The following is a 19,579-nucleotide window of genomic DNA, read 5'->3' as shown; positions in this document are numbered from 1 at the left end:
GAAATCGGCCAGCCCCTGACTATGTTCTCCCAGCCAGAGCTTTCCGTCTTCATCTTCAAGAACAAGCTGGCTTTCGAGACCATTTTTAACTTCATAGAAGTTCTGAATGCGAATGACCTGCCCGTTTTTGGTGTAAACAAGCAAATCCATGCCCTGGCGCTGATATGAAGCGATATCACGCGGGTGATAATTCAATTTCACTACGCTTGGAGCATTCAATTCTATTGTATTTGATGGGGCTGTTGTTACGGAGCCATCCGCTTTATTCGTAATTGTTGCTGCCATACCCTCTCTCCGGAATAGCTGTTTGCGATAAAGTTGATTAATTCAAGCATCGCCCACAGCAATCGCGGGCATTGATCATCGACGGGCTGGGAATCCGAACAGATATTTGCAGTCTCCAGACACCTCGAAGACATCGTTGCCTCGCGAAGAACCATCGCAAAGCCAGAAAGGGCCAGCGTCGATACGACAGCCGGAAACATCAAGCAGCCGCGCTTACCAGGCTGCATATCATATGAAAAAAAGAAATCTGGATGGGTAAATGAGTTTCTGAGCGATCGAAGAAACGCATACATAGAATTTAGTCTGCTAAACAACAGCAAACGAATACAAAGAACAATTAAAAATTGAACAAGCGCATTACTAGTGCATGAGCTCGACTTACCCCCACCAGACCGACGCACTCGCCGGACGTACACCCACCCCCCCGAATACATCAAGGGTCCCCTTTCGCCTATCCCGATCCCAACAGACTATTAGCGTACCAATTGTGACAAAATCGTCAGTTATTAAAGTTAATTCGCTCCTCAATTCTGATTACCACAAGGGGACCCTTATTGTCAACAATGTGGCGCCCAGAAAATTAGCTAACACTGATGTAACAGGAAGACGGCAAGACTCAGCGCCCTGGAAAGGAGGGAAAACCGGAGTATTTCGTCGACCGCAGGAAGTACCAAAGATGAAAATAGGATATGCGCGCGTTTCGACTGAAGAACAGAAAATGGACCTTCAGATGGATGCTTTGAAACGAGCTGGTTGTACGCACATTTTTGAAGATCATGGTGTGTCTGGCAAATCGTTCGACAGACGAGGCCTCGATGCGGCTTTAGCGACGCTCAAAAAAGGCGATATGTTGGTTGTTTGGCGCCTTGATAGGCTAGGCCGTTCTCTATCCAAGCTCATTGAATTCATGGAAGCGCTTGGGCACAGGGGTATTGAATTTCGCTCACTCAGCGAAAATATTGATACAAGCTCATCAGGGGGCAGGCTTCTATTTCATATGATGGCTGCCCTCGCCGAATTCGAACGTTCCCTTATCAGTGAACGGACCAGAGCTGGTATGCAGGCAGCAAAATTACAGGGCCGTCATCTTGGACGCCCACCCTCGCTAACCACCCCTCAAGTTGATGAGGCAATAATAGCACTGGTACAACATGGGGAATATTTAACAGAAATAGCGCGTCGTTTTGATGTTTCTCCACGCAGCTTGAGACGCCTCATTAGGTTGAGACAAGAGGAAATAAATTCGGTGACCAGTCGCGTTTAGTATCATACCTCATTAGGAAACAATTCAAACAGGGTAAGTCGAGGATCGATAGTCGTCATAAAATGGTTTAATTTTGAGCTGCACAGCGGGTGGCTTTCCCAATATTCGTCCGATCGTTCAGTTTCAAGGTACAACGTAAAAATTATTAATAATTCTCACGGATGATGTTTTCTCAACAAGCTCCAATGGATAGATATCAACGGACGGCGGGCTCGATAGTCCGCCGCACTGCTAACATCCGTTAATTGTCATCAAACATTGCAATACTAAGAAGCTTCAAGTGAGATGCTCGTTCGGGGTGTATCTTTGTCCAATTGTCATCGTTCTGTTATCAAGCGCCGTCAAAGGTCTTCTGGATTAACCTTCCGATCCAAGGGACTTCCCATGAAAATACGTTCGCTTACGCTCGGCCTTTTGGCAGCGCTCTCCGCCTCAGGGGCATTCTCCGCATCGGCAGAGCCTTTATTCAACCGTATTGCAAGTTTCCCTGTGGCCGACAATCTTCCGAAGGATGCCGACAGGTCCCAGCCGACATCTTCTGAAATCATTACGGTTTCGCAGGACGGCAACACGTTGATTTATTCGGACAGCCCCTATGGCGCTATTGGCTTTGTCGATATCACCGATCCGGCGGCTCCCAAGGCTGGCGGCATGATCAAGGTCGACGGCGAGCCGACATCGGTCGCAGTAGAAGGTTCTCGTATCTTCGCTGGTGTCAACACATCGGAAAGTTACAAGAACCCGTCGGGCCGCCTCGATATCATCAACGTCGCCTCGAAAAAAATCGAGCAGAGCTGTGACCTCGGTGGCCAGCCAGACTCGGTTGCCGTTTCGTCTGACGGGAAATTCATTGCTATCGCCATCGAGAATGAGCGTGACGAAGATCTTAACGACGGTGAGCTGCCGCAACTGCCCGCAGGCAATCTGAAGATTTTGGAACTGAAGGGCGAAGTCGTTGATTGCGCTGCCATCAAGACAGTGGACCTGACCGGCATTGCCGAAATTGCACCCGAAGACCCGGAGCCGGAATTCGTCTCATTCAACAGCCAGAACGAGATCGCCGTCACTTTGCAGGAAAACAACCACATCGCTATCGTTGATGCCACAACGGCTAAAGTCGTTTCGCATTTTTCGGCCGGCTTCGTCGACCTCGACAGGATCGACACGAAGAAAGACGGCGTAATCGCTTTCAACGGCGAGATGAAAAATGTGGCCCGCGAACCGGATACTGTGAAATGGATTGATGATGATCGCATCGTCATCGCCAATGAAGGTGATTACAAAGGCGGCTCGCGCGGCTTCTCCTTTTTCTCCAAGAACGGCAAGTTGCTTTACGAGTCAGGCAACACGCTCGAACACCGCATCGCTGCCGCTGGTCATTATCCCGACAAACGTAACAAAAAAGGCATCGAGCCGGAAGGCGCGGAAACCGCGACCTTCGGCGACACGAGATACGTCTTTGTCGCCAGCGAACGCGGCTCTATGGTCGGCGTTTACAAGGATACGGGCAATGAACCGGAGTTCGTTCAGTTGCTGCCGTCGGGCATGGGGCCGGAGGGTCTGCTGGCTATCCCATCACGCAAGCTTTTCGTGACCGCCAACGAAACTGATCTGGTCGAAGACGGCGGCGCGCGGTCGCATGTTATGATCTATGAATTGCAGGATAAGCCCGCCGACTACCCGCAGATTGTTTCCGACCTGAAAGAGGACGGCACGCCCATCGCCTGGGGTGCGCTTTCCGGTCTCGTTGCAGACGATAAGAAGGATGGCACTCTCTACGCCGTATCTGACTCGGTTTATTACGCCGCGCCCACCATCTACACCATCGATGCCAGCCAGAAACCTGCAAAGATTACTGGAGCACTCCTCGTCAAGCGCGGTAACGACGCCGCGCAGAAGATTGATCTTGAGGGCATCACTACGGACGGTGAAGGCGGTTTCTGGCTCGCGAATGAGGGTGACCAGAACAAACTCGTCCCGCATGCTATTTTAAACGTCGATGAAAAGGGTGTCATCAAGAAGGAGATCGCCCTTCCTGCTGATCTGCTCAAGCATCAGACCCGCTACGGGCTCGAAGGCATCACCCGCGTTGGTGAAGGCGATGATGCAGTCCTCTGGATGGTCGTGCAGCACGCATGGGGCGATGACGACAAGGGGCAGACCAAGCTTCTCGCCTACAATATCAAAGAAAATAGCTGGAAGGCCGTAGCCTATCCGCTGGATGCCGCAGATAAAGGCTGGGTCGGTTTGTCGGAAATCACTGCCTATGGCGGCGATCTCTACATTATCGAACGCGACAACCTGATTGGATCGGAAGCGGTCAACAAGCGTCTTTACAAGGTAACGCTTGCCGATCTGAAGCCGGTTGAGATCGGCGAAAAGCTGCCGATGGTAAAAAAGACACTGGTTCGCGACTTCATCCCCGACTTGAAGAAGCTCAACGGCTTCGTACCTGACAAGCTGGAAGGTTTTGCAATCACCAAGTCCGGCGAAGCCTATGCTGTCACCGACAATGACGGCGTCGACGACAGCAATGGCGAAACGCAGTTCTTCACCATCGGCAACATCCATAAGTGAATAACTAAAACACTCCAATATGGAGGTCGCTCTGTCAGGAGCGGCCTCTTATCGTTTATGAAAAGTTTCTTGCCTTAAATTTTTCAAATATCGTTCCGTGGTTCAATGCGGAAACGATCATGCGATAGCCCTTGATCCAATGTTATCGGGTAAGCTGGCCCAGAAGAATTTTCATACGATCAGTAATCTGCTCCAGCAGAGCAATTCGTTGATTGCCTGAAGGCCGGATGGCAAAATAAGAAATTTCAATATCCGGCTCGAATGGAATGGCAACCACTTCGCATCCTGCAGAGGCCAGACTTGTTCTGTCCACGATCCCCACCCCCATGCCCGCGGCTGCAAAATGACAACAGTTCAACATCGATGTTTCCATGGTACTGGCCGGCTGGTGCTCATCATGGGAAAAGACGCGGTCGAGCGCAAGGCGAAGGGGTGAGTTGCGTCCGGGAATGAGAACCCTCTCACCGACGAGATCGACCAGCGTTATTATCTGTCGGTTCGTGAGAGGATGGTTGGGTGCCATCGCCGCGACGGCTTTGGCGCGATGAAGCGCCACCGCGCTTTTGTCTGTCATACGCGGAGAGGCGTATACAAAGCCGAGATCATAACGGTTCTTGTCCACCATATCCCAGATATGTCGGCTGTTTTCCACATCGATCACCAGAGGAACATCGAGACGGTTGCCCACGACATCGAGAATGGCCTGTTGCAAATAGGGACGCACAAGCGACGTCACACTGGCAATCCGCAAGACGGTATTCTTGTGCTGGCGGATATCGCGTGCGGCCTGCGCCATATGGTCAAGCCCGAGGTAAAGCCGTTCCACCTCACGATAAAACTGTGTCGCTTCGGCTGTCGGCACGAGACGCGCCCCCACTCTCTCAAAGAGCGGCATTTCGACGATCTCTTCAAGATCGCGGATAAGACGACTGACCGCAGGTTGCGTGATATTCATCGCTTCAGCGGCGGCGGTGATGCCGCCGGTCATCATAACGGCCCTGAATGCTTCAATCTGTCGTGGCTTCATGCGCATGGTCAATCCTTCTCCATAACATTTAGGCATGACTTGTGCACAAAATGCAATTTTTCTTTCTATCCAGAAGGCGTTAACTACTCCTCGCCCGCAAGGAGAGTGCGGATCGGATCATCAGGAGGATTCCAATTATGAAGTTTTCTGCTTTCGCAGCTGTTCTGGCGGGCTCGGTTCTCATAGTGCCGTTCGCAAGCCAGGCCAAAGATCTCACAATCGGCCTTGCTGCCTCGACCACATCCATGGACCCGCAGTTTTATGTGGTCGGCCCGAACAGCGCCATGGCGCGCAATATTTTCGACGGCCTGGTCAATCAGAATGAAAAGCAGCAGATAGAACCTGCTTTGGCCGTTTCGTGGAAAACCATTGACGATACGACATGGGAATTCAAGCTGCGCGAAAACGTCAAGTTTCACGATGGCAGCGACTTTGATGCCGAGGATGTCGTTGCCAGCATCAAGCGCATTCCGCTGGCCTCGACCAACTCTCCCAGTTCATTTGCAGCCTATGTCAAGGCAATCACCGATGTGACGGCGGTCGACCCACTGACCGTTCGGATTACGACCGATGGCCCGACGCCGCTTCTTCTCAACAATCTGAGCCGTATCGCCATTCTTCCGGCTGAAATGGAGAAAACCACCACCGAAGACATGAACAAGGGCAAAGGTGTGATCGGCACCGGCCCGTTCAAATTCGTGTCCTGGTCGCCAGATGACCATGTGGTCCTTGCCCGCAATGATACCTATTGGGGCGAAAAGGCTGCATGGGACAAGGTAACGTTCCGCGTTTTCAAGAACAGCAGCGCCCGTGTTGCAGCAATGCTTTCGGGCGACGTCGACATGATCGAAAGCATTCCAACCGCGGATACCCGCCGGATGGAAGCTGCCGACAAACTCAACGTGGTCAACGTCGCGGGCAACCGTATCATGTACCTGCATATGGATCAGGTACGCGAAGAATCACCTTTTTCTAAAGATGCAGACGGCAAGAACCCGCTTCTAAAGGTGCAAGTCCGGCGCGCCATGTCGCTATCGATAAACCGCAAGGCAATCGTGGACCGCATCATGGACGGTCAGGGTGTTCCCGCCGGTCAGGTCGTGCCGGAAGGCTATTTCGGCTATGATTCAGCGATCAAGATCGATGCTTACGATCCAAACAAGGCCAAGCAGTTGCTGGCTGACGCCGGATACCCGGAAGGATTCAATCTGACCTTCCATGCATCCAATGACCGTTATCCCAACGATTCCAAGGTAGCACAGGCCCTGGGCCAGTTTTTCAGCCGTATCGGCATCAAGACGGAAGTCGCAACACTTCCGGGCAGCGTCTATTTCACCCGCGCCTCCAATCAGGAATTCAGTCTGATCATGGGCGGTGCGGCGGTTGAAACCGGCGAAGCCTCCGGCGTTCTGGGTCCTATCCTCGAAACCTATGGTGATAAGGCTGGTCAGGGCAATCGTGGTCGCTATTCCAATGCGGAATTCGACAAGGCGCTGAGCGAGGCGCGTGCAACGCTCGACGATGCCAAGCGCGAAGATTTGCTCAAGAAGGCAACAGAAACAGCCATGCATGATCTTGGCGTCATTCCGCTGTTTTATCTCGCCAACACATGGGCGCTGAAGCAGGACCTAAGCTTCGCCGGTCGTTCAGACGGCTATACATTGCCCTATTATGTAAAACCAAACTGATCGGACAAGGAGCTTCCGACATGTCCTTTCACGGTGTTTATCCCTATCTCGCCTCTCCGGTTGATGAAACCGGAGAGATCAGACAAACGGTTCTTACGCAACTGGTAGAGCATCTGATCGATGCCGGTGTGCATGGTTTGACACCGCTCGGCAGTACAGGTGAGTTCGCCTATCTCTCGCTTGCGCAAAAGCGCAAGGTCGTTGACACCGTGATTGCCGCCAATCGCGGGCGCGTGCCGGTGATTGCAGGTGTTGCCTCGACATCAATTGCCGACGCGGTTATGCAGACGCAAAATATGGTCGAGGCTGGTGCCGATGGCATTCTGGCAGTGCTTGAAGCCTATTTCCCGGTTTCCGAACAAGGCGTGGAAGACTATTTCACAGCCATTGCCAAGGCCGCCAAGGGGCGCCCGGTGGTACTTTACACCAACCCACAGTTCCAGCGTTCGGATATCACACTGCCGGTTATCGAACGGCTGAGCCATATCGAGAATATCCGCTATATCAAGGACGCGTCGACCAATACCGGGCGGCTTTTAAGCATTATCGAACGCACAGAAGGACGGATGAAGGTTTTTGCCGCATCGGCGCATATTCCCGCCTGCGTGATGATGATCGGCGGTGTCGGCTGGATGGCTGGTCCCGCCTGCATCGTGCCTAAACAAAGCATTGCGCTTTATGAGGCCGCGAAAGCCGGTGAGTGGGCCAAGGCCATGGAGTTGCAGCGCCCGCTTTGGCGCGTCAACGAGATATTTGCCAAATATTCGATTGCCGCCTGCATCAAGGCTGCTCTCGAGCTGCAAGGCTTTGCCGTTGGTGATCCTGTAGCGCCGCAGCGGCCACTCGATGAGGCAGCGCGCGCGGAAATCGCGAGCGTATTGCGCGGCGTTGGCGCGCTTTGACTGCTTATCCCCTATTTTGAAGGCACCATCTATGAAGCCTACCCCTGTTATCGTCGATTGCGACCCCGGTATTGACGACACGATTGCTCTGCTCACTGCCTTCGTTTCGCCGGAACTCGATATTCTCGGTATTACACCCGTCTGTGGAAACCAGCCGTTAGAACGCACGGTACGCAATGCATTGCAGGTCTGCGAGCTGGGCGGACGAACTGATATTCCTGTTTATGCTGGCTGTTTTCGCCCTATGTTGCGCGATCCGATCTACGGCCAGTTCCACGGCAAGACAGGGCTTGGAAACACCACCTTGCCTGCCCCGATCAAGCAAGCCGAGCCCTTGTCGGCCGTGGATTTTTTAATTGATGCGCTTTCCAAAGCCGCCCAAAACGGCGAACGCATCACAATCTGCTGCCTTGGCCCAATGACCAATTTGGCGGTTGCCCTGCGCATCAAACCGCAGATCGCCGCGGGTGTGGAACGCATCGTTATGATGGGTGGTGCCTATCGTGAATCCGGCAACCGCACCATGACTGCAGAATTCAACATGCTTGCCGATCCGCACGCAGCGCACGTCGTCTTTTCCAGCGGAATTTCTATCGTCGCGCTTGCGCTCGATGCCACGCATCAGGTCATGCTCAAGCCAGAACATGTGAGTGAGTTCGCCCGTGTCAGCGGTCGTATTTCAGAAACAATTGCCGAGCTGATGGCATTCTGGGACCGCAATGATGTGTTGCGCTATGGTTCGCGCGGAGGCCCCCTGCATGACCCGTTGGTGATGGCCTATCTTCTGGCACCACACCTGTTTGAAACGCAGAAAGCCCGTATTTTCGTGGAACATGAAAGCGAATTGTGCATGGGCCAGACCATTGCCGACTGGTATGGCAAAAGCGGGCTTGAACCCAATGCCGAGATTGTCACCAAGGTCAATGCGCAGGGCGTGATCGATTTCTTCCTTGAGCGACTTTCGCGCTATGCGCAAAAGGTGTCAGCATGAAGAAACAGCGCATTATCATCGATTCCGATCCTGGCGTCGACGATGCAGCCGCCATTTTGATGGCGCTGGCGTCACCCGAGCTTGACGTACTTGGCCTTTCCATCGTTGCGGGAAACGTGCCGCTTGAAGCAACCCTCGCCAATGCCTGCAAGATCGTTTCCATTAGTGGGCGGCGCGACGTACCTGTTCATGCAGGAGCCCAAGGCCCGCTGGTCCGTGAGCAGGTTTATGGCAAATATGCCAGGATCGGCGCGTTCAACGATACACTCATCGAGGCGAGCAATATTAAGCCTGCGCAAGAGACTTCTATTCAGTTTATCGTGCGTTGTGCGCGCGAGGCTGCACAAACAGGCGATCTGATAACCATCTGTGCCATTGGCCCGCTGACCAATATTGCACTGGCTCTCATCCAGCATCCCGATGTCGCCAAAGGTATCAGGCAGGTCGTGGCGATGGGCGGTGCCTTCACAGCTCTTGGTCATCGCACCCCATGGGCCGAGTTCAACATCTATGCCGATCCGCATGCCGCCGAAATCACTTTCCAGTCCGGTGTTCCGATTGTGCTGATGCCGCTCGACATGACGTTTCAGGCACTCTTCACAAAAGACCATTTTGAGCAATTCAGGGCGGGCGGTAAGCCTGGCGAGGCTCTTTACAATCTGTTTTCGACCTTTGATCGTTCAGATCCCAAGCGCTATGGTCGTCCTGGCGGCCCCATTCATGATGCCACGACTATCGCGTGGCTGATCCGGCCTGACCTGTTCGTGAGCCGTGATGCCTTTATCGGCGTCGAGGTCACCGGCCTGACAATGGGTTATACCTATGCCGACTTTTACAACAAGATGGAGCGTGCGGCCAATGCTACCGTCGCCACTGACGTCGATGAGGCCGGTTTCATTGCCCTGCTGATCGAGCGCATTGCTCGCTATGGCGCGAAGTCGGAGAGCAAAAATCTGATGGGAGAATTACAATCATGAGCGGATATCTCCTGAGCCGTTCGATCCAGACCGTCCTGACCCTTCTGGTCATGTCGGTTCTGGTCTTCATCGGGCTTTATCTCGTCGGCAACCCTGTCGATGTGCTGCTGAGTTCGACCGCAACGCCCGCCGAGCGTTTGCAGGTCATACAGTCCTTCGGCCTCGACAAGCCGGTATGGGAGCAATATTGGCTGTTCCTGACAAAAGCTTTGTCTGGTGATCTTGGCAATTCCTTTGTCTTCAACCAGCCTGCGCTGACGCTGATCCTCAACCGTATGCCGGCCACGCTGGAGCTCGCCTTTGTGGCGCTCATGATGGCGCTTGTCATCGGCATCCCGCTCGGTGTTTATGCCGGTTTGAAGCCCAAAGGCCTGATTTCCAAATCGATCATGACCTTTTCCATCCTTGGCTTCAGCCTGCCGACCTTCTGGATCGGTCTTGTCATGATCATGATTTGCAGCGTTTATCTTGGATGGCTTCCGGCATCGGGGCGCGGCGACACGGTGAACGTGCTGGGCATGCCGTTGAGCCTTTTCACGCTCGATGGCCTCTCACACCTCATTTTACCTGCCTTCAATCTGGCTTTGTTCAAGATATCGCTGGTGATCCGCCTCACACGTGCCGGTGTCATGGAAACCATGCAGCTTGATTTCGTGCGCTTTGCACGCGCCAAAGGCCTGACGGAACGCCGTATCGTCACTGTGCATGTGCTCAAAAACACGCTGATCCCCCTCATAACGGTTATCGGCCTTGAATTGGGTTCTCTGATCGCTTTTGCCGTTGTCACCGAAACGATTTTTGCATGGCCGGGAATGGGCAAGCTGATCATCGATGCAATCAGCGTTCTCGATCGTCCGGTCATCCTCGCCTATCTGATGATCACGGTGGTGATGTTCAGCGTCATCAATCTTTTGGTCGATATCCTTTATTCTATCGTAGACCCGCGCGTTCGTCTTGAAGGGAACTCGTGATGAGCCAGGAAAAACCCACATCCGTTTCCGTTCACGCAGGAACCGGCACCGAAGCCACTCCGGCATCACGTGCGCCTTTCTGGCAAGTCGTCTCGGCACTTCTGCATGACAAGCTTGCCCTCACCGGCCTTATTCTGGTTTCGATCTTTCTGATCGCCGCCATTTTCGCGCCATGGATTGCGCCGCAAAATCCTTACGATCTGGCGCAGCTCGATATTCTTGATGGCAGGCTTGCGCCGGGTTCGGAAAGCATGACCGGCATGGTCTATCTGATCGGCACCGACGATCAGGGCCGAGATCTTTTGAGCGCAATCCTCTATGGCCTTCGCACAAGCATCCTGGTCGGAGTTTCCAGTGCAGCGATTGCGCTCGTCATCGGAGCATCTATCGGGCTTGCCAGTGCCTATATCGGCGGGCGCGTCGATGCCGTATTGATGCGCATTGTCGATATTCAACTGAGCTTTCCGGCTATCCTGATTGCGCTGATCTTTCTCGCCATTCTCGGACAGGGCGTGGACAAGATCATTTTGGCGCTGGTTGTCACACAATGGGCCTATTATGCCCGCACCATTCGTGGTTCCGCACTGGTTGAGCGCAAGCGTGCCTATGTCGATGCGGCCCGCTCCATGGCGCTTGCCGATCGGCGCATATTGTTCCGGCATATTCTGCCCAACTGTCTACCGCCGCTTATCATCGTCGCGACCATGCGCGTTGCCTACGGTATCATGCTCGAGGCAACGCTGTCGTTCCTCGGGATCGGACTGCCGGTGACCGAACCCTCGCTCGGCCTGCTCATCTCCAACGGCTTCGACTATATGCTCTCCGGTGACTACTGGATCAGCTTCTATCCGGGTATCGCACTTCTCTTGCTGATCGTTGCGATCAATCTGATCGGCGATGCGCTGCGCGACATTCTCAATCCGCGTCGGGAAGGCTAAGCCATGAAGCAAACCATGACCCAATCCATCACTACATCTATGCCCGATCCGATCCTTTCGATATCCAGTCTCAACACAGCCTTTCGTGTCGGCGGTCAATGGCGCAATGTTGTTAACGATGTGAGCTTTGACATCCATGCCAAGGAAACCGTCGCTGTTGTGGGCGAATCCGGTTCCGGCAAGAGTGTCACCGCCATGTCGATCATGCGGCTTCTCTCGCCTGCCAATTCGCGTGTCACTGGCAAAATCGACTTTGAAGGTCGGGATCTGCTGTCGTTACCGCTTGACGCCATGCAGGCCATTCGCGGAAATCGCATCGGCATGATCTTTCAGGAGCCGATGACTTCGCTCAATCCAGTGCTCAAAATCGGACAACAGATCACCGAGGTTCTCATCCAGCATCGCGGCATGACACATGCGCAAGCGGAAGCCGAAGCAGCCCACCTTCTGGAGAAAGTACGCATTCCATCAGCCAGGTCGCGGCTTAACGAATATCCGATGAATTTTTCAGGCGGGATGCGTCAGCGCGTGGTCATTGCGATTGCTCTGGCCTGCGATCCAACACTGCTGATCGCAGATGAACCGACGACGGCGCTGGATGTGACAATTCAGGCGCAGATTCTGGAACTCATCAAGACGCTTCAGGAAGAAGAGGGGCTGTCAGTCCTCTTCATCACCCATGACATGGGTGTGGTGGCGGAAATCTCTGACCGCACCGTTGTCATGTATCGCGGTGAGCAGGTCGAGACCGGCACCACCCATGATCTCTTTGCTGGTGCCAAACATCCTTATACCCGCGCCCTCCTCTCTGCCGTCCCGCAATTGGGTTCTATGACCGGCAAAGACCGGCCGCTCCGCTTTCCCCATGTCGATATGCAGACAGGCGAAATAGCGCCGCCCAAACCAACGGAAGACACCGTCAACCGTGACGAACCGCCAGTGCTCAAAGTCGATCATCTGGTCACGCGTTTTGATGTGAAAAAAGGGTTTCTGCGCAAAACCGTGGGCCGCGTCCATGCGGTCGAGGACGTATCGCTGGAATTGCGCCGCGGTGAAACACTGTCGCTGGTGGGCGAGTCTGGTTGCGGAAAATCCACCACAGGTCGTTCGATCATCCGCCTCACCGATACGGTATCGGGCGACGTGACGATTGATGGAAAAAATGTACTCAAGGCCCGAAAATCCGAGCTTGCGGATATTCGTCGCCAGGCGCAGATGATTTTTCAGGACCCGTATGAAAGCCTTAATCCGCGCATCCGCATCGGAGAAGCCATCGCAGAGCCGATCATTGCGCATGGCTTGGCGCGGGCGAATGAAGCGCGGACACGCGTTGGAGAGCTTCTCGAACGTGTCGGCCTTTCCGCTTCGATGATGGATCGTTTTCCGCATGAGTTTTCTGGTGGTCAGCGTCAGCGCGTGTGTATTGCGCGTGCTCTGGCGCTCGAACCCAAACTGCTCATTGCCGACGAATCCGTTTCAGCGCTTGATGTCTCGGTAAAAGCGCAGGTCATAAACTTGATGTTAGACTTGCAGGAAAAATATGGTCTTGGCTATCTGTTCATCAGCCATGACATGGCGGTGGTCGAGCGCATCAGCCATAGGGTTGCTGTGATGTATCTTGGGGAGTTAGTCGAAATCGGTCCACGACAGGCAGTCTTTGAAAATCCGCAGCATGACTATACAAAGCGTTTGATGGCTGCAGTGCCAATCGCCGATCCCGCGCGTCGAAAGATTAGACGGATCAGCAATGACGAGATCAGAAGCCCGCTCAGGGCAGCTGATTATGTGCCGCCAAAACGCGTTTACCAAGAAGCCGGTGAAGGCCATTTCGTTCAGGTTGCATAGGAAAGAGATACCGTGATCATCAATTTTGGCTCCATTAATGTCGACTTCGTCTTCGAGCTTGCCGAAATGCCCCAACCTGGGCAAACATTACTTGCCAAAAATATGCGCACGGAGGCTGGTGGCAAAGGCGCCAATCAGGCAATTGCCGCCGCCCGTGACGGCGCGGATGTTATGATGGTCGGTGCAGTTGGTGACGATGCGCTTTCCGAAATAGGCTTAAGCCAGCTTAAAGATGTGGCTGATATTACGCGCGTTTCCCGACTGGCGCAGCCAACCGGCTGTGCTTCAATCTATATTGACATGGCTGGCCGCAATATGATCGCTGTGGCATCTGGCGCCAACCTGGCAGCATCATCGGATGCCGTGGAGGATGAGCTTCTGCATAAAGCCAACATCGTTCTCATGCAGATGGAAAACGACATAGATCAAGTGGAGAAACTCATTCGTCGCACCCATGCGACAAAAGCTCTGTCCGTACTCAACCTCGCTCCCGCCTTCCCATTGAAGGCGGAGGTGCTGTCACTGTGCGACCTGATCGTGGTCAATGAGGATGAGGCCGAAGCGCTCGCAGGCTGGCTCGGTTGCGACGCCTCTGCACGCTCGCTTTCAGAACATCTGCAAACCGGAATATTGCGCACACTGGGCGGAGATGGCGCCGAGGCTTTCGTTAAGGGCGAAGGCTTCCGGGTCGACGCGATGTCTATCGACGTCAAAGACACCACAGCCGCCGGTGATTGTTTCGTTGGCGTTCTGGCTTCGGCACTTGATCGGGGATTGTCTCTGGAAGCGGCCATGCAGCGCGCATCCATAGCTGCAGGTCTGGCCTGCTCGCGTTTTGGTAGCCAGATAAGTATTCCCAAAAGTCCACAGACGGATTCTCATATCAAAAGCAGTTCATCGCAAAGGGCTGAAGCGCTTCGCATTTCATAAGCTTATCGGGGGATATACCGATCATGGGGCGGCAGATGCTTTCTTGGAGCGCCCGACCTCCATTCGGGTGCCCGGCGCTCCAAACTGTTAAATCTGGGCACAGCGCTTTCTAAAATTGAGCCCATGCGGTAGTGGCGCATTTATCCTGCGCCACCAAACGGGATGGACGTTCAGCCGAACAGCGAAAGACTGCTTTTGACGGTGCCCCACACGCCCCAGAGAAGCGGAATACCGACTGCGGCCCAGGCAAGAGCTGCCTTGGCGTCCAGCCCACCACGCCCGATGCCGAAGGAGCCTGTCGGACCAGCATTGGCGGCAGCGGTCTTCGCCTGAAGCGCCGCCACTTCCGCATCTGCCATGAACCATTTGTCCGATAGCGGTCGCACCAGCGCATTGGCTATGAGACCGATCGCCAGCATACCGGCCAGAATATACATGGTGCTTGAATAGAGCGCAGGTCCAGGTGCGGCACCCGCCGCGATCTGTGCCTCGCGGATATAGTTGACGACGACCGGCCCGGCGATACCCGCCGTCGCCCATGCCGTCAGCAGGCGGCCGTGAATAGCACCCACGAACTGCGTACCAAAAATATCTGCGAGATAGGCCGGAATAGTCGCAAAACCACCGCCATACATGGACAGGATGATACAGAGCGCCACTACAAATAAAGTCTTGGACCCCATCATTGCAAGCGTCGGCACCGCCGCATAAAGGAGGATACCAAGAATGAAGAAGCAGAAATAAGTGTTTTTTCGGCCAATCCTGTCGGACATCGATGCCCAGAAGAAACGCCCGCCGATGTTGAACAGCGAAAGCAGGCCGGTGAAACCGGCGGCAATAGCTGCGATCTGTCCCTTCTGCCCCGTATCAAGCTCGGCAAAGCCAATCCCCGGCAAGCCGATGAGCGACCCCGCGAAGATTTCCTGCAACATGGGTGACGCCATACCGATGACGCCGATACCGGCTGACACGTTCAGGCAAAGGACCACCCAGATCAGCCAAAACTGCGGTGTCTTGTGCGCGTCGCGCAGGTGTACGTGGCGGTGGGTAATCATTGTGCTTTTGGCAGCCGGTGCGGTCCAGCCCTCTGGACGCCAGCCCGCAGGCGGAATACGATACCCGAAGGCACCGGCCATCATGAAGACGAAGTAGATCAGTGCCATAACGACAAAGGTCTGCCAGACACCGACGGATGTTTCGGTCTTGAAAGCGTTCATCAACAAATCGGCAAGCGGCGCGCCGATCATCGCACCGCCGCCAAAGCCCATGATGGCCATGCCTGTCGCCATACCGCGGCGATCCGGAAACCATTTGATCAATGTCGATACAGGCGAAATATAACCAAGACCCAGACCGATACCGCCGATCACACCCGCACCCAGCCACATCAGCCACAGCTGATGCGTCATGACGCCGAGCGCTGCGACGAGAATACCACCGCACCAGCAGCAGGCGGAGACGAAACCGGCTTTGCGCGGCCCGACTCTTTCCAACCAGCCGCCCCATATCGCTGCGGAGCAACCCAGAAGCACGAAGAAAAGCGTATAAATCCAGCCGAGATCCGCCACGCGCCAGTTACACTGCGTGGTAAACAGCGCACCCATGAGGGTCAGACTGGAACAACTTGGGTCAGTCGTCTGCAGCGCTCTGGAGAGTGGCAACCAGAAAACACTAAATCCATAGGCCATACCGATGCATAGATGAATTGCCAGAGCCGCAGGCGGAACCAGCCAGCGGTTAAAACCGGGTTTCGCGATTATTCGCTCACGGTCCAGAAGCCCGGTCTGCGCCACCTCTCCCGCCGTTATGCCTGCTACTACCATCGACATTACCTCCCTCATCGATGTCTGGACACGTCAGGTTCGCTCCGGCTCTACTCTGCCGAGCGAACATCATTGCCGCCGCGTTCCCCATGCGGCGAAAGCACTTTCCCGGTCGTGCGGTTTACGCCCGACCGCTTTCCGCCACATGGCCTTTTGACAAGCCTTGGTCAGCGACCGGCTCTACGGGCCGATTGATTTTCGCTGCCGCAGCAAGAACAAGTGGCAAAAAATTTCCCGCCCCGGCATCCACAATCTCGAAGAAACGGCGGCGCATGCGCGGTTCCCAGAATTTGTTGATATGGACAGCCACGCCTTCGATGCGGCTATCTTCCGGCTGGGAAAGGAAAAACGTCGCGATCTGGTTCGCCATCCTCACCAGCTTTTCGTCCGTGTGATTGAGCAACATGACCTTCTCCCCACGTCGGTTTCCCGCCGACGCCTCAATGTCTTGATGAAGCCAGACTTGCCCGGCCCCAATTATTCTGCAGCTTCCATTTTACCGACGATCCGCCGCGCACGGCGACCGAGCTCATCATATTCCTCCTGCCATTCGGTCGGCCCGTTGGAGTGCGATATCTGTACAGCCGTCACCTTGTATTCAGGACAGTTGGTCGCCCAGTCGGAAAAGTCGGTGGTGATGACGTTCGCCTGCGTTCCGGGATGGTGAAACGTTGTATAGACCACACCCGGCGCCACACGGTCGGTGATCAGCGCTCTCAGCGTCGTGTCTCCCGACCGGCTGGCGAGCTTGACCCAGTCGCCATCCTTCACGCCGCGCTGTTCGGCATCATGCGGATGGATTTCCAGACGATCCTCCTCGTGCCAGACGACGTTGTCGGTGCGCCGCGTCTGTGCGCCGACATTATATTGTGACAGGATACGCCCGGTTGTGAGCAGGAGCGGAAAGCGCGGACCGGTCCGTTCGTCCGTCGCCACATATTCGGTGCGGATGAACTTGCCCTTGCCGCGCACGAAGCCATCCACATGCATGATGGGAGACCCTTGCGGAAAGGTTTCGTTGCAGGGCCACTGCACAGAACCGTTGCGCTCTAGATAGTCGTAGGAAACATTGGCGAAACTCGGTGTCGTTGCCGCGATCTCATCCATGATTTCCGATGGATGCGTATAGTTCCAGCCAAGCCCCATAGCCTGCGCAAGCTTCTGGGTCACCTCCCAGTCGGCATAACCGTTTTTCGGTGACATCACCCTGCGCACACGGTTGATGCGCCGCTCGGCATTGGTGAAGGTTCCATCCTTTTCAAGGAAAGTGGAACCGGGCAGGAAGACATGGGCATAATTCGCCGTTTCATTCAGGAACAGGTCATGCACGACGACACATTCCATTGCCGCGAGACCAGCAGAAACATGCTTTGTATCCGGGTCGGACTGGAGAATATCCTCACCCTGAATGTAGATGCCCTTGAAGCTCCCCTCCACGGCGGCGTCGAGCATGTTGGGAATACGCAGCCCCGGTTCGTTATTGAGCTTGACGCCCCAAAGCTTTTCGAAAATGTCACGTGTGGCGTCATCGGAAATATGCCGGTAACCGGGCAGTTCATGCGGGAAAGAGCCCATATCGCAGGAACCCTGCACATTGTTTTGTCCGCGAAGCGGATTGACGCCCACACCGGGGCGGCCAATATTGCCGGTGGCCATGGCGAGATTGGCAATAGCCATCACCGTAGTCGACCCCTGGCTGTGTTCGGTCACTCCAAGGCCATAATAGATCGCGCCATCGCCGCCCTTGGCATAAAGACGTGCAGCCCCGCGCAGGTCTTCTGCCGGAACGCCAGTGAAACTTTCGGTTTCTTCCGGGCTGTGCGCAAGTTCTGAAACGAAAGCGGCCCAGTCCTCGAATTCCGACCAGTCGCAGCGCTCGCGGATAAAGGCTTCGTTGAACAGTCCTTCCGTGACGATCACATGCGCAAGTGCGGTGAGCACCGCCACGTTGGTACCGGGTTTCAGCGGCAGGTGGAAGGACGCCTCCACATGCGGGCTGCGCACCAGATCGATGCGACGAGGATCAATAACAATGAGTTTTGCACCCTGTCGCAGCCGCTTTTTCAGCCGGGAACCGAAAACCGGGTGACCATCCGTCGGATTGGCACCAATGACCACGACGACGTCAGAATGTTCCACGCTGTCGAAATTCTGTGTGCCGGCGGACGTGCCGAATGCCTGACCAAGGCCATAGCCGGTCGGCGAATGACAGACACGGGCGCAAGTGTCGACATTGTTGTTGCCGAAACCAGCGCGAATAAGTTTCTGCACCAGAAAGGTCTCTTCATTGGTGCAGCGCGAAGAGGTAATGCCGCCGATGGCTTCGCGGCCATATTGACCCTGGATACGACGAAATTCCGACGCAGTATGGGAAAGCGCCTCCTCCCAGCTGACTTCCCGCCATGGATCGCTGATCTTTTCGCGGATCATCGGATTGAGAATGCGGTCCCTGTGGGTGGCATAACCATAGGCGAAGCGGCCCTTGACGCAGGAGTGGCCACGATTGGCCTGCCCATCCTTCCAAGGCACCATGCGCACCAGTTCTTCGCCGCGCATTTCTGCCTTGAAAGAACAGCCCACCCCACAATAGGCGCAGGTCGTGACCAGAGAATGTTCCGGCTGGCCGATCTCAATCACCGATTTTTCCGTCAGCGTCGCAGTCGGACAGGCCTGAACACAGGCACCACAGGAGACGCAGTCGGAATCAAGGAATGATTGATGCGCACCGGGCGACACGCGGCTTTCGAAACCGATCCCCTCGATCGTCAGTGCGAATGTGCCTTGCACTTCCTCGCAGGCACGCACGCAGCGCGAACAGACAATGCATTTGGAAGGATCATAGGTGAAGTAGGGATTGCTCTCGTCTTTCGGCATCCAGCGGGCATTGACATCGCCATCGCCGGTACGCGCCCTGACATGATTGTCGCCTTCATAACCGTAGCGCACATCACGCAGACCCACGGCGCCAGCCATGTCCTGCAATTCGCAATCGCCGTTGGCAGCGCAGGTAAGGCAGTCGAGCGGATGATCGGAAATATAAAGCTCCATCACACCCTTGCGGATCTGCTTTAGCCGCTCCGTTTGTGTGTGCACGACCAAACCGGGCGCAACCGGTGTGGTACAGGAGGCAGGGGTGCCGTTGCGGCCCTCCACCTCAATAAGACAAAGCCTGCAGGAGCCGAAAGCGTCCACCATATCGGTGGCGCAAAGTTTGGGAACATCGATACCCGCTTCGCGTGAAGCACGCATGATCGACGTTCCCGCAGGTACACTTACCTGACGACCGTCGATGGTGAGCGTCACCATGTCCGTTGCGCGGGATTTCGGGGTTCCATAGTCGAATTCAGAAACAAGGGCCATG

The 19,579-nt window shown here is 54.9% G+C and carries 14 protein-coding genes and 1 pseudogene; 10 read left to right on the top strand and 5 right to left on the bottom strand.

The genetic code is table 11. The features are described from left to right. Nucleotides 1-105: 105 nt before the first annotated feature. Nucleotides 106-285 (bottom strand): annotated as a pseudogene (locus AAIB41_RS13195) (BapA prefix-like domain-containing protein); the annotation flags it as partial. A gap of 676 nt (nucleotides 286-961) precedes the next feature. On the opposite strand from AAIB41_RS13195, the gene AAIB41_RS13190 reads away from it, so the two are divergent. Both AAIB41_RS13190 and AAIB41_RS13185 read left to right on the top strand, forming a co-directional pair. After that, on the top strand, nucleotides 962-1,549 hold the full coding sequence (locus AAIB41_RS13190) for a recombinase family protein (protein WP_343315747.1): 588 nt from the start codon (nucleotides 962-964) through the stop codon (nucleotides 1,547-1,549). A 384-nt stretch (nucleotides 1,550-1,933) separates the two neighbouring features. Beyond that, the gene (locus AAIB41_RS13185) at nucleotides 1,934-4,126 is read left to right on the top strand and encodes an esterase-like activity of phytase family protein (RefSeq protein WP_343315746.1); all 2,193 of its coding nucleotides are present in this window, start codon (nucleotides 1,934-1,936) and stop codon (nucleotides 4,124-4,126) included. A 142-nt stretch (nucleotides 4,127-4,268) separates the two neighbouring features. Here the strand turns inward: AAIB41_RS13185 and AAIB41_RS13180 are convergent, their stop codons facing one another. Continuing rightward, nucleotides 4,269-5,159, bottom strand: coding sequence for a LysR substrate-binding domain-containing protein (locus tag AAIB41_RS13180; protein WP_343315745.1), 891 nt, complete (start codon nucleotides 5,157-5,159; stop codon nucleotides 4,269-4,271). A 131-nt stretch (nucleotides 5,160-5,290) separates the two neighbouring features. Between AAIB41_RS13180 and AAIB41_RS13175 the strand changes: the two genes are divergently transcribed. Genes AAIB41_RS13175 through AAIB41_RS13140 form a run of 8 tightly spaced genes read left to right on the top strand, consistent with a single transcriptional unit; the run spans nucleotide 5,291 to nucleotide 14,395 of the window. Then, on the top strand, nucleotides 5,291-6,841 hold the full coding sequence (locus tag AAIB41_RS13175; protein ID WP_343315744.1) for an ABC transporter substrate-binding protein: 1,551 nt from the start codon (nucleotides 5,291-5,293) through the stop codon (nucleotides 6,839-6,841). Between the two features lie 20 nt (nucleotides 6,842-6,861). Beyond that, nucleotides 6,862-7,743 carry a dihydrodipicolinate synthase family protein gene (locus AAIB41_RS13170; RefSeq protein ID WP_343315743.1) on the top strand — a complete coding sequence of 294 codons (882 nt, stop codon included), beginning with the start codon at nucleotides 6,862-6,864 and terminating at the stop codon, nucleotides 7,741-7,743. A gap of 31 nt (nucleotides 7,744-7,774) precedes the next feature. Beyond that, nucleotides 7,775-8,734, top strand: coding sequence for a nucleoside hydrolase (locus AAIB41_RS13165; RefSeq protein ID WP_343315742.1), 960 nt, complete (start codon nucleotides 7,775-7,777; stop codon nucleotides 8,732-8,734). Beyond that, nucleotides 8,731-9,711 carry a nucleoside hydrolase gene (locus tag AAIB41_RS13160; protein WP_343315741.1) on the top strand — a complete coding sequence of 327 codons (981 nt, stop codon included), beginning with the start codon at nucleotides 8,731-8,733 and terminating at the stop codon, nucleotides 9,709-9,711. Before AAIB41_RS13165 ends, AAIB41_RS13160 begins: the two co-directional genes overlap by 4 nt. Beyond that, nucleotides 9,708-10,682, top strand: coding sequence for an ABC transporter permease (locus AAIB41_RS13155; protein WP_343315740.1), 975 nt, complete (start codon nucleotides 9,708-9,710; stop codon nucleotides 10,680-10,682). Before AAIB41_RS13160 ends, AAIB41_RS13155 begins: the two co-directional genes overlap by 4 nt. Further along, nucleotides 10,682-11,620 carry an ABC transporter permease gene (locus AAIB41_RS13150; protein ID WP_343315739.1) on the top strand — a complete coding sequence of 313 codons (939 nt, stop codon included), beginning with the start codon at nucleotides 10,682-10,684 and terminating at the stop codon, nucleotides 11,618-11,620. Before AAIB41_RS13155 ends, AAIB41_RS13150 begins: the two co-directional genes overlap by 1 nt. 39 nt (nucleotides 11,621-11,659) lie before the next feature. Then, a complete protein-coding gene (locus AAIB41_RS13145; RefSeq protein WP_343316065.1) occupies nucleotides 11,660-13,465 on the top strand; it encodes an ABC transporter ATP-binding protein in 1,806 nt (601 codons plus the stop codon). A 12-nt stretch (nucleotides 13,466-13,477) separates the two neighbouring features. Continuing rightward, the gene (locus AAIB41_RS13140; RefSeq protein WP_343315738.1) at nucleotides 13,478-14,395 is read left to right on the top strand and encodes a ribokinase; all 918 of its coding nucleotides are present in this window, start codon (nucleotides 13,478-13,480) and stop codon (nucleotides 14,393-14,395) included. A gap of 170 nt (nucleotides 14,396-14,565) precedes the next feature. Here AAIB41_RS13140 and AAIB41_RS13135 read toward each other — a convergent pair whose 3' ends face one another. The 3 genes from AAIB41_RS13135 to fdhF all read right to left on the bottom strand — a co-directional run bounded on the left by AAIB41_RS13135 (nucleotide 14,566) and on the right by fdhF (nucleotide 19,578). Then, the gene (locus tag AAIB41_RS13135; RefSeq protein ID WP_343316064.1) at nucleotides 14,566-16,218 is read right to left on the bottom strand and encodes an OFA family MFS transporter; all 1,653 of its coding nucleotides are present in this window, start codon (nucleotides 16,216-16,218) and stop codon (nucleotides 14,566-14,568) included. Between the two features lie 121 nt (nucleotides 16,219-16,339). Next, nucleotides 16,340-16,624 carry a formate dehydrogenase subunit delta gene (locus AAIB41_RS13130; protein ID WP_343315737.1) on the bottom strand — a complete coding sequence of 95 codons (285 nt, stop codon included), beginning with the start codon at nucleotides 16,622-16,624 and terminating at the stop codon, nucleotides 16,340-16,342. A gap of 71 nt (nucleotides 16,625-16,695) precedes the next feature. Further along, nucleotides 16,696-19,578, bottom strand: coding sequence for a formate dehydrogenase subunit alpha (fdhF, locus tag AAIB41_RS13125; protein WP_343315736.1), 2,883 nt, complete (start codon nucleotides 19,576-19,578; stop codon nucleotides 16,696-16,698). Between the last annotated feature and the right edge of the window lies 1 nt (nucleotide 19,579).

This window comes from Brucella sp. BE17 (assembly GCF_039545455.1).
Classification (GTDB): Bacteria; Pseudomonadota; Alphaproteobacteria; order Rhizobiales; family Rhizobiaceae; genus Brucella.
The sequence above is the reverse complement of the archived record's forward strand: the minus strand, read 5'-3'. Positions and strand labels throughout refer to the sequence as shown.

Excerpts from the sequence above, each read along its gene's own strand:
- AAIB41_RS13185 (WP_343315746.1), top strand. The coding sequence starts at position 1,934 with ATGAAAATACGTTCGCTTACGCTCGGCCTTTTGGCAGCGCTCTCCGCC.
- AAIB41_RS13180 (WP_343315745.1), bottom strand. The coding sequence starts at position 5,159 with ATGCGCATGAAGCCACGACAGATTGAAGCATTCAGGGCCGTTATGATG.
- AAIB41_RS13150 (WP_343315739.1), top strand. The coding sequence starts at position 10,682 with ATGAGCCAGGAAAAACCCACATCCGTTTCCGTTCACGCAGGAACCGGC.
- fdhF (WP_343315736.1), bottom strand. The coding sequence starts at position 19,578 with ATGGCCCTTGTTTCTGAATTCGACTATGGAACCCCGAAATCCCGCGCA.
- AAIB41_RS13135 (WP_343316064.1), bottom strand. The coding sequence starts at position 16,218 with ATGGTAGTAGCAGGCATAACGGCGGGAGAGGTGGCGCAGACCGGGCTT.
- AAIB41_RS13190 (WP_343315747.1), top strand. The coding sequence starts at position 962 with ATGAAAATAGGATATGCGCGCGTTTCGACTGAAGAACAGAAAATGGAC.
- AAIB41_RS13175 (WP_343315744.1), top strand. The coding sequence starts at position 5,291 with ATGAAGTTTTCTGCTTTCGCAGCTGTTCTGGCGGGCTCGGTTCTCATA.
- AAIB41_RS13145 (WP_343316065.1), top strand. The coding sequence starts at position 11,660 with ATGCCCGATCCGATCCTTTCGATATCCAGTCTCAACACAGCCTTTCGT.
- AAIB41_RS13160 (WP_343315741.1), top strand. The coding sequence starts at position 8,731 with ATGAAGAAACAGCGCATTATCATCGATTCCGATCCTGGCGTCGACGAT.
- AAIB41_RS13170 (WP_343315743.1), top strand. The coding sequence starts at position 6,862 with ATGTCCTTTCACGGTGTTTATCCCTATCTCGCCTCTCCGGTTGATGAA.
- AAIB41_RS13130 (WP_343315737.1), bottom strand. The coding sequence starts at position 16,624 with ATGTTGCTCAATCACACGGACGAAAAGCTGGTGAGGATGGCGAACCAG.
- AAIB41_RS13165 (WP_343315742.1), top strand. The coding sequence starts at position 7,775 with ATGAAGCCTACCCCTGTTATCGTCGATTGCGACCCCGGTATTGACGAC.
- AAIB41_RS13155 (WP_343315740.1), top strand. The coding sequence starts at position 9,708 with ATGAGCGGATATCTCCTGAGCCGTTCGATCCAGACCGTCCTGACCCTT.